13 protein-coding genes are annotated in these 14,213 nt (G+C 60.4%); 8 read left to right on the forward strand and 5 right to left on the reverse strand.

From position 1 onward, the window contains the following. The first annotated feature begins 20 nt into the window (after positions 1-20). The 3 genes from PQ457_RS19290 to PQ457_RS19300 all read left to right on the forward strand — a co-directional run bounded on the left by PQ457_RS19290 (position 21) and on the right by PQ457_RS19300 (position 3,212). On the forward strand, positions 21-1,148 hold the full coding sequence (locus tag PQ457_RS19290) for a phytoene desaturase family protein (protein WP_337958492.1): 1,128 nt from the start codon (positions 21-23) through the stop codon (positions 1,146-1,148). A gap of 155 nt (positions 1,149-1,303) precedes the next feature. Beyond that, positions 1,304-2,224, forward strand: coding sequence for a GNAT family N-acetyltransferase (locus tag PQ457_RS19295; RefSeq protein ID WP_273619439.1), 921 nt, complete (start codon positions 1,304-1,306; stop codon positions 2,222-2,224). Positions 2,225-2,354: 130 nt separating this feature from the next. Beyond that, positions 2,355-3,212, forward strand: a complete 858-nt coding sequence (locus tag PQ457_RS19300; RefSeq protein ID WP_273619440.1) for a DMT family transporter — start codon at positions 2,355-2,357, stop codon at positions 3,210-3,212. Between the two features lie 16 nt (positions 3,213-3,228). Here the strand turns inward: PQ457_RS19300 and PQ457_RS19305 are convergent, their stop codons facing one another. Together PQ457_RS19305 and PQ457_RS19310 are read right to left on the reverse strand one after the other, a co-directional pair. After that, positions 3,229-4,074, reverse strand: coding sequence for an alpha/beta hydrolase (locus tag PQ457_RS19305; RefSeq protein ID WP_273619441.1), 846 nt, complete (start codon positions 4,072-4,074; stop codon positions 3,229-3,231). Between the two features lie 140 nt (positions 4,075-4,214). After that, on the reverse strand, positions 4,215-6,314 hold the full coding sequence (locus PQ457_RS19310) for a malate synthase G (protein ID WP_273619442.1): 2,100 nt from the start codon (positions 6,312-6,314) through the stop codon (positions 4,215-4,217). A 96-nt stretch (positions 6,315-6,410) separates the two neighbouring features. On the opposite strand from PQ457_RS19310, the gene PQ457_RS19315 reads away from it, so the two are divergent. Then, entirely contained in the window at positions 6,411-7,301 is an 891-nt protein-coding gene (locus tag PQ457_RS19315) for a LysR family transcriptional regulator (RefSeq protein WP_273619443.1), read from the forward strand. Between the two features lie 244 nt (positions 7,302-7,545). Here the strand turns inward: PQ457_RS19315 and PQ457_RS19320 are convergent, their stop codons facing one another. Next, positions 7,546-8,010, reverse strand: a complete 465-nt coding sequence (locus PQ457_RS19320) for a fibronectin type III-like domain-contianing protein (protein ID WP_273619444.1) — start codon at positions 8,008-8,010, stop codon at positions 7,546-7,548. A 149-nt stretch (positions 8,011-8,159) separates the two neighbouring features. Between PQ457_RS19320 and istA the strand changes: the two genes are divergently transcribed. The 4 genes from istA to PQ457_RS19340 all read left to right on the forward strand — a co-directional run bounded on the left by istA (position 8,160) and on the right by PQ457_RS19340 (position 12,733). Continuing rightward, a complete protein-coding gene (istA, locus tag PQ457_RS19325; RefSeq protein ID WP_273620405.1) occupies positions 8,160-9,680 on the forward strand; it encodes an IS21 family transposase in 1,521 nt (506 codons plus the stop codon). After that, positions 9,670-10,437: an IS21-like element helper ATPase IstB gene (gene istB / locus PQ457_RS19330; RefSeq protein ID WP_273619445.1), complete on the forward strand. Its 768-nt coding sequence runs from the start codon at positions 9,670-9,672 to the stop codon at positions 10,435-10,437. Before istA ends, istB begins: the two co-directional genes overlap by 11 nt. Before the next feature lie 116 nt (positions 10,438-10,553). After that, the gene (gene tnpC / locus PQ457_RS19335; protein WP_273619446.1) at positions 10,554-12,143 is read left to right on the forward strand and encodes an IS66 family transposase; all 1,590 of its coding nucleotides are present in this window, start codon (positions 10,554-10,556) and stop codon (positions 12,141-12,143) included. Continuing rightward, entirely contained in the window at positions 12,140-12,733 is a 594-nt protein-coding gene (locus PQ457_RS19340) for a plasmid pRiA4b ORF-3 family protein (RefSeq protein ID WP_273619447.1), read from the forward strand. The genes tnpC and PQ457_RS19340 overlap by 4 nt, the downstream gene beginning before the upstream one ends. A gap of 32 nt (positions 12,734-12,765) precedes the next feature. Here the strand turns inward: PQ457_RS19340 and PQ457_RS19345 are convergent, their stop codons facing one another. Both PQ457_RS19345 and PQ457_RS19350 read right to left on the reverse strand, forming a co-directional pair. Beyond that, positions 12,766-13,125 (reverse strand): hypothetical protein, encoded by a 360-nt coding sequence (locus PQ457_RS19345; protein WP_273619448.1) that lies wholly within the window; start codon positions 13,123-13,125, stop codon positions 12,766-12,768. Between the two features lie 328 nt (positions 13,126-13,453). Next, positions 13,454-14,206 (reverse strand): DJ-1/PfpI family protein, encoded by a 753-nt coding sequence (locus tag PQ457_RS19350; protein ID WP_169477072.1) that lies wholly within the window; start codon positions 14,204-14,206, stop codon positions 13,454-13,456. Positions 14,207-14,213 lie beyond the last annotated feature (7 nt).

Raw genomic sequence — 14,213 nt, forward strand, 5'->3', positions numbered from 1 at the left:
GCTGGATCCTGTCCCAGCCGATGCCGTCCCTGACCCTTGCCAAATGGTTGCTGAAAGCGTGGCGCGAGAAAGGACTGCCGTGGATCCTGGAAATGATCCGCCTGATGCTTTCTTCGCCGCGCCATGACCTTGACTCCAGATTCGCGAGCCCCCAGCTACGCACCATGTTAGCCGCATGGGCCATGCACCTTGATTTTGCGCCAGACAGCGCTGGTGGCGCCGTATTCCCTTATCTTGAAGCGATGTCCTGTCAGAATTTTGGCATGAAGATCGGCCAAGGCGGCGCCGATACTGTCATCAAAGCCATAACCAGCGCCCTGACAACCTTGGGCGGCGAACTTATGCTCGGCGTGGAGGCGACCAGCGTCGAGGTCGAAGGCGGGAAAGCTAGTGTGGTCAGCCTGAGCGACGGCCGCAAGTTGAAGGCGCGAAAGGCCGTCATCGCCGGGGTCCATCCTCGCAATCTCGTTGATCGGTTGGTTCCCTGCATAGCGCCGAATTTCGCAAAATCGGCACGCAAATTTCGCCCCGGGCCAGCAACAATGATGCTCCACCTTGTCCTCGATAGCTTGCCCGAATGGCGAGCTGGCCCAGAGCTTCAGCAATTTGCCTATGTCCATATTGCCGACAATTATGACGCCATGACAGCGGCCTATCAGCAACCGCTCGGAGGTCTTTTGCCTACCGCGCCTGTCCTCGTGGTTGGCCAGCCTACAGCGGTAGATCCCAGCCGCGCGCCTGCGGGCAAGCATGTGCTATGGGTGCAGATACGCGCCGTTCCTTATGCCATCCATGGCGATGCCGCCGGTACGATCGAAACGTGCGACTGGGCGCAGGTAGCCGCGCCATTTGCCGAGCGCATCATCGACCAACTGGAGCAATATGCGCCCGGATTGCAGAGCAAAATTCTTGGCTCCAAGGTGCTCACACCGCTTGACCTAAAGCGTATCAACCCCAATCTGGTCGGCGGCGACAGTTTGGCCGGCAGCCATCATCTCGACCAGAATTTCCTTTTTCGTCCATTCCCCGGCTGGTCACGCTGGCGTACGCCTATCCGCAACCTCTACATGGTCGGCGCCTCGACATGGCCCGGCGCCGGGACCGGCGCAGGCTCAGGGTATATGTTGGCAAAGCAACTGGCGGGCTGAGCGACTCGGCCTTCTCATAACATGAGAAAGCTGCCTAGAAGCCTTAGAACGAGGCTCTGTTGCCATGGCATTGGCCGCGTCAATATGGCACTGGCAGGGAGAGAATGCAGCGGCATGGCCGCCCCATTCCGGCAAAGTTGCTAGGAGTAGCGCTCTTGACCATCAACATTCGCCGCCTGCAGGAAATCGATCTCGAAGAGGCTGATCACATTTTCCGCCTTGCCTTCGGCACTTTTCTGGGGCTGCCCGATCCCATGCAGTTTGCCGCAGGGGCTAACATCGTTGGCACGCGCTGGCGCGCAAACTCGCATAATGTAGTGCTGGGTGCCTATGATGGGGTGCGGCTGGTCGGATCGAACATCATTACGCGCTGGGGCAGCTTCGGCATGTTTGGTCCGCTGACAGTCCTACCGGATTATTGGGACAAAGGCGTTGGGCAACTTTTGATGGCCTCGACCATAGCCAAGTTTGCGCAATGGGAAGTCGATACGGCAGGCCTTTTCACCTTCCCGCACAGCACGAAGCATCTCGGCCTCTACCAGAAATTTGACTTCTGGCCGCAGCGCCTGACCGCGATCATGGTAAAGCCTGTTCATGCCGTATCACCACACGCCCCACCCCTTCGCGGCGAGGGGCAAAATTTGTTGCGCCAGGCAAAGGCCATCACCGACGCCAATTTTCCCGGTCTGGACCTATCCGAGGAGATCCTCGCATTATGGGACCAGAATATGGGAGAGCTGGTCGTGGTTGAAGAACATGGCGCGATTGCCGCCTTTGCCATTTGCCATGCGGGCTCCGGCACCGAAGCGGGGCCCGACAAGTTGCTGATCAAATTTGCTGCAACCTTGCCCGGTCGGCAAGAGCATTTCAGCAAACTGTTGGCCGCTTGCGAAGGCGCGGCCGCCCGCCTTGGGTTGAGCACCGTGGCAGCAGGGATCAACACGACCTGCAGCGAGGCATATCAGACCGCTCTCGGCCTTGGCTATCGTCTGCAAATGACCGGCGTTGCGATGCATCGCGGCAATGCGGCGGGCTATTTTGCCAAAAACGCTTTTGTCATCAGCGATTGGCGTTAAAGGGCAGCGCGGTCCTGACCGATAGGTCAAAACGGGGGCGCCAGACGCTCAGGACCATGCCGACACGGACAGGGGCAGGAGATTGATAAAGACACCTCGGGCGCGAGCCTATGCCATCCTGGGCATCGTGATGTTGCTGTGGGCGGGCAATTCGATTGTGGGACGCGCGGTGCGCGAGACTGTACTGCCCTTCACGCTGGCTTTTGGCCGCTGGCTCGGAGCCTTTTTGGTGCTTACGCCTTTCGCCTTGCGCAAGGCCATCGAGGAGCGCGCCAAAATTCTCGCCCATGTGTATGTTCTTCTGCTGCTCGGAGGGCTGGGCGTGGGCGCTTTCAACGCATTCCTTTATTCCGGTCTGCGCTACACAACCGCCACCAACGCTTTGCTGATGCAGGCTACCATCCCACCGCTGGTTCTTGTGCTAGGGCGATTGCTGTTCAAAGACAGGGCGGCGTTTGGCCAAATGCTGGGCGTGCTGCTGTCAACCATCGGCGTGACGGTGATCGTTTTTCGCGGCGATCCTGGCGCGCTCACGAGATTGCATGTGGGGCAGGGTGATCTGCTTGTGGTGTGCGGCTGCCTGGCTTGGGCTCTTTATACTGTCTGCCTCAGGCTGCGCCCGGACCTGCGGCCCGAAACCTTTGTATGGATCACTTTTGCAATTGGCGTTCTCACTATGGCGCCGCTGGCCACGCTGGAAGCCTCGCGCGGCGCGCAGGTGGTCTGGAACTGGGGCACGGCGGGCGCCCTTGTTTACGTCGCGCTGTTCCCTTCGGTGATCGCCTATTTTCTCTATAATGGCGCGGTGGCCGAAATCGGCGCGGGCGCAGCGGGCCAGGCGATCTGTCTGATGCCGCTGTTTGGCGCCGGCCTGGCCGTGCCTCTGCTCGGCGAACCGCTGCGCAGTTACCACGGCGTAGCGATGGCACTAATCCTACTGGGTGTTGCCCTAGCCGCATGGGCATCGGGCAGGAAGGCAAATGCCTAACGGCGCCTCTTGTTCTTCATACCATAGCCTTAGCCGCAGCGACCACCAGTTCGAACGCAGGCCCGGCTGGATCGACCACATCAAAATGGTCCAGCCCCTCCGGCTCCAGCAATTGCACTGCATCGCCGGCTCGCAGCGCAGCCTGCGCATAGTGGTGTGTCATGTCTCGGCGCCAGCGATCCTCGGCTGTGCCAACGATCAGTGTTTGCGGCACGTCCATCGGCAACAGGCGCGCCGGTGAAGTCTGAGCCATCAACGGGTCCGCCTGCTCCCTGATGGTGTCCAGCAACTGGAGAATATCGGCGCGCGTGCCATGTTCAAGCGCATAATCAAGATCGTTGACCCCGGCAATGGAGATCACGCCCTTCAGCCTGATCGGATCGGCGGCATAGAGCGGGCTTTCGGAGCTTAATCCACCCCGCCCCGCCAGCCACAGCGCAAGATGCCCACCGCTCGAGTGGCCTATCGCGATAACCCGGTCGAGATCAAGCGGGAAGGATGGCGCTAAAGCGCGCGCATGGTCCGCTGCACGGGCAACATCCTGAAATGTCGAGGGATAACCGCCTTTGCAGTTCCCCATCCGGCGGAATTCCACATCCCAGGTGGCAAAACCTGCCGATGTCAGCGCCTCGACAAAGGGTGCACTGTAGTCCTTCGTCCAATCCGCCAGCCAGCCGCCGCCATGGATGAAGATGATGACGGGGAAACCGCCTGCAGGTGTATGCCCCTTGGGTATCCGCAGGTCCGCGAATTGAACCGGGCTGTCCTCGCCATAGCGGATACGGGCGTCGGGCAATGTCTTGGGCAGCGAAGCCGCCAAGGCGTAGGGATGCGGGTGGCGAGCGATGCGATTTGAGGACACGGCTTAAAATACCCCATGCTGGAGACTGAAACAATGCGCCGCCGCGCGGGCGAGCGATGCCTCTGAAGCCAAACCAAAAGCATCGCCCGCAGCAATCTAGGCGAAATTCGCACCCGCCCGACAGCGTCCAGCAAAGCCGTTTAGGCCGCCTTTACGCGCTGACGGAACTTGTGCAGCAAAGGCTCGGTGTAGCCGTTGGGCTGGTCCAGCCCTTCGAACACCAAGGCGCGGGCCGCTTGGAAGGCAAGACTGCCAGCAGGGTCACCGGCCATCGGGCGATAGAGCGGATCACTGGCGTTTTGCGCGTCCACCTTTGCGGCCATGCGCAACAGAGCTTCATCCACCTGCTCAGGCGTCACGATCCCGTGCAGCAGCCAGTTGGCAATATGCTGGCTGGAGATGCGCAGCGTGGCGCGATCCTCCATCAGGCCGATATCGTTGACATCAGGCACCTTGGAGCAACCGACCCCCTGATCGACCCATCGCACGACATAGCCCAGAATGCCCTGAGCATTGTTGTCGATTTCCTCACGGACCTCCTGCGCCGACCAGTTATGGCCATGGGCAACCGGAATGGTCAGCAAGGCATCAAGGCTGGCGATAGGCTCGGCGCGGCGCTCGTCCTGCCGCGCGAAAACGTCCACCTGATGGTAATGCGTGGCATGCAATGTCGCCGCGGTCGGAGATGGCACCCATGCGGTGTTGGCGCCGGTCCGCGGATGGCCGATCTTCTGCACCAGCATGTCGGCCATCCGATCCGGCATGGCCCACATCCCCTTGCCGATCTGCGACTGGCCCGACAACCCGCAGGCGACGCCGATCTGCACATTACGGTCTTCATAGGACTGTATCCACGAAGACGACTTCATGTCGCCCTTGCGCAGCATCGGCCCGGCATACATTGAGGTGTGCATTTCATCGCCGGTCCGATCTAGGAAACCGGTGTTGATGAACATCACCCGGTCCTTCACGGCATGGATACAAGCGGCCAGGTTCGCACTGGTGCGTCGCTCTTCATCCATAACGCCGATCTTCAGTGTGTGGCGCGACAGGCCCAGAAGATCCTCAACCGCATCGAACAGATCATTGGCAAAAGCGCATTCTTCGGGCCCGTGCATTTTGGGCTTGACGATATAGACCGACCCACTGCGGCTGTTGAGCAGCGGCCCGTTCCCCTTCAGATCGTGCATCGTAATCAGGCTGGTGACGATGCCGTCGAGAATGCCTTCTGGGGCCTCCTGGCCATCGGGCAGCAGCACTGCTGGATTGGTCATCAGATGCCCGACATTGCGTACCAGCAATAGCGAGCGGCCAGGCAGGGTCAGAATGCTGCCATCCCCGGCGATATAATTGCGGTCGGGGTTGAGCCGGCGGGTCATCAGCGCCCCGCCCTTTTCAAAGGTTTCCTCAAGGTCGCCCTGCATCAGGCCAAGCCAGTTACTGTAGGCGGCAACTTTGTCCTCGGCGTCCACCGCAGCGACCGAATCTTCCAGATCGCAAATTGCCGTCAGAGCCGATTCCAGCACGACGTCGGCAATGCCTGCCGGATCACTTTTGCCGATCGGATGGGCCGTGTCGATCACCACCTCAATATGCAGCCCATGGTGGGCAAACAGCATGTTCGCGCCGGAATAGCCAAGCAATTGCGCAGGATCGCGCAGCTTCAGCTCGCCGCCATCCCATTGCGCCCATGAGCCAGATGTCAGCGGCACCGCCTCGTCCAGAAACGCTTTGACCCATGCGATGACCTGCGCTCCACGCGCGGCGTCAAAACCACGGCCCGCCGGCACGCCGGGGATCGCATCGGTGCCGTAAAGCGCATCATACAGGCTGCCCCAGCGAGCATTCGCGGCGTTGAGCAGAAAGCGGGCATTGAGAATGGGCACGACAAGCTGGGGACCGGCCACCTGCGCCAGCTCGACATCGACATTGCACGGCGCCACTGAAAAGGCTTCCGGCTCAGGCACAAGATAGCCGATGTCGCTCAGGAACTGCTTGTAGGCAGCGATATCCTGCGCCTGCCCCGCCCGCGCCTTGTGCCAGGTGTCAATCTGCGCCTGCAACGTGTCGCGCTTGGCCAGCAGGACCCGATTGCGCGGCACAAAGCGATTGAAAATATCGGCAGCGCCCGACCAGAATGCGTCTGGAGCCACCCCAGTGCCGGGCAAGGCGCGCTGTTCGACAAAATCGGCCAGCAACGCTGCGACCTGCAGCCCGGCCCTCGAAACATATCCGGTCATATCCGCTTCTCCTGAATGTTTCGCATATAGGTATCGGCAGCGCGCAATGTGCGGTAGTAAGAATAAATTCAAAGCAGCTGATCCCTCAGGTTAACAATGTTTGATCCCGATTTTGATCTATTCCTCGATATTGTCGAAGCTGGTTCCATCTCTGCGGCGGCGCGTTCGCGGGGCATGTCCACAGCAGCGCTGTCAAAGCGGCTAGCACGTCTGGAGGAACGACTCTCGGTCCGCCTGCTGCACCGCACAACGCGAAGGCTGGCGCTAACCCAAGCGGGGCGGGATCTGCATCACGCACTCTTGCCGATGCGTGCCTCGCTTTTGGCAGCCGAGGAACGACTGAGCGGCAGACACGAACTTGTGCGCGGACGCTTGCGAATTTCAGCCCCGACATCTTTTGGCCGAATGCATATTGTGCCGATGCTCCCCTCCTTCCTCGCCCAATACCCGGAAGTCCAACTGGCTATCGAACTGTCCGACGAATTCGTTGATCTGCTCGACGGTGGTTGCGATCTGGCAATTCGCATCGGGGCCCGCATCGGCGCCGGACTTGTCGGCCATCGCTTGGGCACCAGCCATCGCGTTCTTTGTGCAGCACCCTCATATCTCGCCGATTTCGGGGTTCCCGGCCTGTTGAGTGATCTTAGACGTCACCGCATATTAGCGACAACCGAACAGATCCCATGGGAGTTGGACGGCCCCGACGGCACGGTGATCCATCAGGGGCGCAGCCATATCGAAACCAATTCCAGCGAAGTCGTGCGTGAACTTGCCCTCGGCGGCTGCGGCATTGCCCTGCGCTCGCTGTGGGATGTGCGCGATGCGCTGAAGATGGGCCACCTCAGGCGCGTATTGCCGCAATACCAGGGATCGCAGGATGTCGGCATATTTGCCGTTCACGCCCCCACCCCGGCCGTTCCCGCCCGCATCGGCGCGATGATAAACCACATACGCGCCAAATTTGATCAGGGCGACACAAGCGCCTGACCAAGCCAACGTGGCAATGTTGAAAATGAGCCTTGTGAAATGCAGTTGATGAGCTGACGCGCAGTCGCAACATCTTGCCCATTGGACTCATTCCAGTCCGGTCCCATGCCGCCGCGTCTGATCCTCCGGTCGAACACCCAGATGGCGCGTCAGACGTAGGCGGCACAAAAAGCACGAGAGACGCGGCGGGCGGGAGCCGATTTAATCGAATGTCCGGCCAATTCTACGACAGAGGCCTCCCCAATCAATCCTTCCAGCGCCGCCCGGCCAAACGAACTGTGATCGTCGGATCTAGCTTTGCTGCATTTTCACCGAGCCCAAAGGTGTAGCTGCCCGCAGGGATCGACCACGCACCGTCCTGCCATTGCGCCAACAGGCGGTCGTCAACTGTGAATGTGACAGATCGGCTTTCGCCAGGGTTCAACATGACTTTTTGGAACCCGACAAGGCGCAGAAGCCGTTCACCGTCGCGCTGCACCAGATAAAGCTGCGCAACATCCGCGCCCGCACGTTCGCCGACATTTTTGATCGAGAAACTCAAACTGAGTTTCTTACCTTTGGCCGCCGCCAGCTTGGATCGCGTAAACTTGCTGTAGCTCAAACCATAACCGAAGGGAAACAAAGGCTTCTCGTTTGTCCGCGCGAAGGCGCGATACCCGACGTTCGCACCCTCGCTGTAATCGACGGTTACCAGCGTCGCTTCCGGCAAACCCAGACCCGGCAGTTCAACTCGGGGATATTGGGTAAGTGTTGAGTAGCGCCGAGAATTGACCCGGGAGTGGCAGAAATTATCACTGAGAATTGACCCATGCTTTCCTCGCCCCCGGCTGACAGTCGGGAGGCATCGGAGTGATCGACATGGACCTACTCAGTGTGATCCGCCGCTGGCATTTCCGCCAAGGCATACCCATTCGCGAGATCAAGCGGCGAACCGGCTTATCGCGTAACACGATCCGTAAATATCTTCGCGCCGACGCGGTGGAACCGGTTTTCAGAGTTCCAGACCGGCCGAGCAAATTGGCCCCATTTGCCGAGAAGTTGACGGGTTGGCTTAGGGTGGAGTCGGGCAAGTCGCGCAAACAGAAACGGACGGCCAAGCAGCTTTACGCAGATCTCGTGGCGCTGGGATATGATGGATCTTACAGCCGCGTGGCCGTTTTTACGCGAAATTGGAAGCGTGAACGCCAGTATGAGCAGCAGACCAGCGGGCGCGGGACATTCGTGCCGCTGGCCTTCCAGCCTGGCGAAGCCTTCCAGTTCGATTGGAGCGAGGATTATGCGGTTCTGGGCGGCAAGCAGGTCAAGCTGCAGGTGGCCCATACCAAGCTTTCGCACAGCCGCGCTTTCATTGTGCGGGCCTACCTGCTGCAGACGCACGAGATGCTGTTCGACGCCCTGACGCAGGCATTCCGGGTGCTGGGCGGCGTGCCGCAGCGTGGGATCTTTGATAATATGAAGACGGCGGTCGACAAGATCGGCCGCGGCAAGGCCCGCCAGGTCAATGCCCGGTTCGCGGCTCTGGCCAGCCACTATCTGTTCGAGACGGACTTTTGCAATCCAGCTTCAGGCTGGGAGAAGGGACAAGTCGAGAAGAACGTCCAGGATGCACGCCACCGCCTGTGGCAACCTATGCCCAGCTTCCCGGATCTTGCGGCTCTCAACGACTGGCTTGAGGAACGATGCATAGCGCAATGGGCAGAAATCCAGCACGGCGCACTCCCCGGCACCATCGCCGATGCTCACGCCGAAGAGGTGGCCAGCCTGATGCCCATGGGGCGTGCCTTCGATGGCTTGGTCGAGCAGACCAAGCGCGTGTCACCCACTTGCCTGATCGCCTTCGAGCGCAACCGCTACAGCGTGCCGGCTTCCTTCGCCAATCGGCCTGTCAGCCTGCGCATTTACCCTGAACGGCTTATCTTGGTGGCGGAAGGACAAGTCCTGTGCGAACACGGGCGGATCATTGATCGATCCCACCAGAAACCGGGACGCACGATCTATGACTGGCGACATTATCTGGCTGTTGTTCAGCGCAAACCCGGCGCCCTGCGCAATGGCGCGCCGTTCCTGGAGATGCCCGAAGCCTTCCGGCAATTGCAGTCCCAGCTGCTCAAGCGGCTGGGCGGTGACAAGGAGATGGTCGAGATCCTCTCCCTTGTTTTGCACCATGACGAACAGGCCGTCCTGCGCGCCGTCGAACTGGCGCTTGAGGATGGGGTGGCAACCAAAACCCATGTGCTCAACGTGCTGCACCGCCTGATCGACGGAAAGGCGCCACCAGCGCCGCCCATCGATGCACCGCAGGCTCTGCGCCTCGGCAAGGAGCCCAAAGCCGATGTTGGTCGCTACGATACGCTGAGGGAGATGCGTCATGCGTCATGATCCCGCCAGCGCCGCCGTCGTCGTCATGCTGCGCGGCCTCAAAATGTACGGCATGGTTCAGGCCGTCGGTGACCTGATCGAGCAGGGTGCACCAGCCTTCGATGCGGCCGTCCCCATGCTGTCCCAGTTGCTCAAGGCAGAGATGGCTGAACGCGAAGTCCGCTCGATCGCCTATCAGATCAAGGCTGCTCGCTTCCCGGCCTATAAGGATCTGGCCGGCTTTGACTTTGCCGCCGGCGAAATCAACGAGGCCCTGGTACGCCAACTCCACCGTGGGGACTTCATGGACAGCGCCGACAATGTGGTGCTGATCGGCGGGCCCGGTACCGGAAAAAGCCACATCGCCACCGCCCTTGGCGTCCAGGCTGTCGAGCACCACCGAAGGAAGGTGCGGTTCTTCGCCACCGTCGATCTGGTCAATGCGCTGGAACAGGAAAAGGCGGCCAACAAGGCTGGGCAACTGGCCGAGCGACTGCTCAAGCTCGACCTCATCATCCTGGACGAACTGGGGTATCTGCCATTCAGTCCATCAGGCGGGGCCCTGCTGTTCCACCTGCTCAGCAAGCTGTATGAGCGCACCAGCGTTGTGATCACCACCAACCTCAGCTTCAGCGAGTGGGCCAGCATCTTCGGTGATGCCAAGATGACCACCGCCCTGCTGGATCGGCTTACTCACCATTGTCACATCCTCGAAACCGGCAATGACAGCTTCCGCTTCAGGGCCAGTTCCGCCGCTCCCAAAGCCAGAAAGGGATAAACCCAAACCTTGACCTTGCCCGTTCTGGGCAGCACATACCCCGCATCAACCCGGGTCAATTCTCAGTGATAATCCCGGGTCAATTCTCGGCGCTACTCAACACTATAGGGGCAGGCATGCGGTTCGACCTTGATCGCCTTCCCACAGACCCTGTTCTCCTGCAGAAAATGCTGCGGGAGATGGTGCAGGCTATGGAAGCGGAACGGGATGCGCTGAAGGTTGCGAAGCAGACCGTCAAAGCCCAGGGTCTGACCATAGAAAAGCTGGAGCACCGTCTTGCAAGGCTGTTGCGCGTTCAGTTCGGGCGCAGTTCCGAGAAGATGGACAACGCGCAACTGCGCATGATGTTCGAAGAAATCGATAGTACCCCTGAGCCGGCCAACGATGATGGCGCAGCGCCGAAACCGGAATCGGTGCGCAAGGCCGGCACCCGCGCGCCAATTCCGGCGCATATACCGCGCCTGACCGCAGAGCATCGTCCGGAACCGTGCAGTTGCGGCGGGGTGGAGACCGTCATCTGCGAAGATGTCACCGAGGTGCTGGATTATGTACCGGCCCGCTTCCGCGTTCTGCGCCATGTTCGGCCTCGTGTCGCTTGCCGATCGTGCGAGACAATCCGACAGGTGCCTGCCATCGATCTGCCCTTACCCAAGGTGATGGCCAGCAGCGCGCTGCTCGCACATTTGGTGGTCAGCCGCTTCGTTGACCATCAGCCATGGCACCGCCAATCCGTGATCCTGCGGCGGCAGGGCGTGAACATTGATCGTGATGTGATGGGCCGCTGGGCCCGCAAGCTGGCCTGGCTGATGGCCCCGCTTGGCGAGCGACTGCTGGCTCATATTCTCCAAGCCCCCAAGATCCATGGCGACGAGACGCCGGTCACCTTGCTCATGGGCGAAGATGGCAGCCACACGGCCTATTTCTGGGTCTATTTGCGCGATGGCCGTTCCAGCGGTGACATGACCCCGCCTGCTGTGGCCTTCCGCTTTACAACCGGGCGTGGCGGCGAACATCCTGCCGCCCATCTTGCCGGATATGAGGGTTTCCTTCAGGCCGATGGCTATGGCGGCTACAACGTCTTGTATCGCAACCCCAAAACGAAAGCCCCGCGCCGCGTGACAGAGGTCGGCTGCTGGGCCCACGCGCGGCGCAAGTTTACCGATATCCTGGCCAAGAACCCGTCGCCGGTCGCAGCGGAAGCCGTCGTGAGGATCGGCGAGTTGTTCGCGATCGAGCGCGACATCAAGGGCGCGCCACCTGACGAACGGCGGCGGGTCCGCCAGCAACTGGCCGCCCCAAAACTGGCTGCCTTGCGGCCATGGCTCGAAGCACAGATGCGCGGGCTGTCTGCGGACAGCGCGCTGGCCAAGGCATGCCGCTATCCGCTCAATCGCTGGGCGGCGATGGCCCGTTATTGTGACAATGGCCTGCTCGAGATCAGCAACAACCTTGTCGAGAATGCCCTGCGCGGTGTTGCTCTTGGCCGCCGCAACTGGATGTTCGTGGGCTCGACCAAGGGCGGAGATGCCTCGGCGCTGTTCTATTCCCTCGTCGAGACCTGTCGCCTTAACGGTGTGGAGCCCGAGGCCTGGTTCACCGACGTCATCGCGCGTATCGGCAATCATCCCATCAACCGGATCGACGAATTGCTCCCCTGGAACTGGCAGGCAGCTCAAGAGATCCAGAACCTGGAGCAGGCAGCTTGAGCAACGCCTTCGTCGCACGGATGACGATCACGCTGGATGATGTAACGCCGGTGGTGAGCCGCGTGATCGAAGTGCCGCTGGGGATCCGCCTCGACCGGCTGCACAGCACCTTCCAGGCCGCGCTGGCGTGGACGGACAGCCACCTGTGGGAATTGACCTTCGGCCACACGGGCTTCGGCATTCCCGATCCGTCCTATGGTTTTGATGGCCCGCTTGATGCCCGCAAAACAACCTTGGCTCAGGCACTCGAGGGCATGCGGGGCAAGACCTTCCGTTACCTCTATGACTTTGGCGATGCGTGGGAGCACAGCGTCAAAATCCAGGGCATCGTCCCTGCCGATCCCAACGAAATCTATCCGCGTCTAATCGCCGCCACCGGCATGCGGCCACCAGAGGATTCAGGCGGTCCCTGGGGTTACGCCGAGAAACTCGAAGCGCTGGCGGATCCCGCTCATGAGTATCACGAGGAGGCTCTCGATGCCTTGGGCGATGACCATGATCCACACGCACCGCCAAACATTGATATGATCCACGCCAGCTTCGCCGCGCTGGCAAAGAAATGGGCGCCGCGCACACGAAAGGCCAAATAGGCCGTGTCAACGCCGCATTCCGTCGGCGCTTACTATTCACCCAGCCACGAATAGTAGATAATCTTAGCGATCTCGACATGGATATCTGCAGGACGCAGCGGATGATCGTAGCGCTTGCACTGAAAGTTGTCCCAGGGCGAGCTGAAGCCTGCAGCATCAGTGAAGCCGGCAACATCGAGGCCCATGTCTCCAGAGCCAGCGAAGCGGCGCACTATGGCATAGCCCGTGAGAGAACTCGCCCACTCCTCGGTGAATCCCTCCCAGTCATCCGGAGAGAAAATCTGCACGCGGGAGGCTTTTGGGATCGGTAGCCCGGCCTGGACGTGACCTGCGGAAGCGGAGTGCACAATTTCTTTAGGCACAATCGCCTTGAAATCAGAGTTTTGAACCAACGCCGTCTAAGCCCCCTCCCAGACCCTGCGACATTAAAGCGCAAGGGACGGGCACAGACAAACGAATTTTGGCGAATATCGGATTGAAAGGGTACAGTTTGCTCATGACATCTCGCTAATGTGCCCTGCGTGATGAAACAGCGGGAATCGACCAGTTCAAGCCATTACCCATCGGCGGGGTGAACGACCGCTCCTGAAAAGAGCAGTCGTCCGCAGATGATGAGGCTGTCGGGTTGAGGCCGCCGGCGTCGGCAGGATCGAATGTCTCCAACGCCGGTCGTGCCGGGGTCACAGACATTCCACCATCGATGACGTCTCTGACGTCCCGTTAGACAGACATTGCTTCGAAACTGTCGATTGAGCCCTTGCGGTAATCGGCGACGAGAGGTTCCATGATGGCTTCGAACTGCGCGACCAGGGCCGGATCGGCATTGGCCGGAATGCCCATGCCGTAAATGGGGTGCGGATCGTATTCGATGATGACTTCGGCCAACTGGGCCGCGGTCCGGCCGAACGCCGCCTCGACAACCAGGAACGCCGCTTCGAAGCTGCCGACGCCGGGGCCGGCAGTGAAGAGGTTGCCGTCGATGGTCACGCCGTTGCCGGCCGGGATTACCTCGCGGACCCCCAACTTATCAAGGATCGGCAGGGCGTTATGACTGGCCGTGACATTGCGCCCCTTGAGCACGCCCGCCGCGCCCAGCACCAGCACTCCATTGCAAATGCCAATCACGTAACCCGCCGATTTTGCCTTGTCCGCGACAAAGGCAATCACCTCGGGATCGTTCTGGACCTCAGGGGCCAGCATCGGGATGGCCAGGACATCGAGTGTCTGAGGACAGTCCGCGAAGGTCGTCGTCGGCTTTGTCCACCAGTTGGGAAAACCCTCGACCAGATCCTGCGTCTTCCAGAGCAGATGGATTTCGACCCCCGGCATCAGGCCAAGCACGGTCTGCACGCCCACCATGTCCATCGGCACAAATCCCGGACCGATGATGATGCCGACATGGAAGGGCGGCGCGCCTTCTGGAGCAGTGACGGCGCGCAAGTGGTTGAGCGAGGGAAGATCAGTTGGTTTCATGGAATAT

Origin of the sequence: Novosphingobium humi (assembly GCF_028607105.1) — a bacterium.
In the GTDB taxonomy this organism is placed as follows: Bacteria; Pseudomonadota; Alphaproteobacteria; order Sphingomonadales; family Sphingomonadaceae; genus Novosphingobium; species Novosphingobium humi.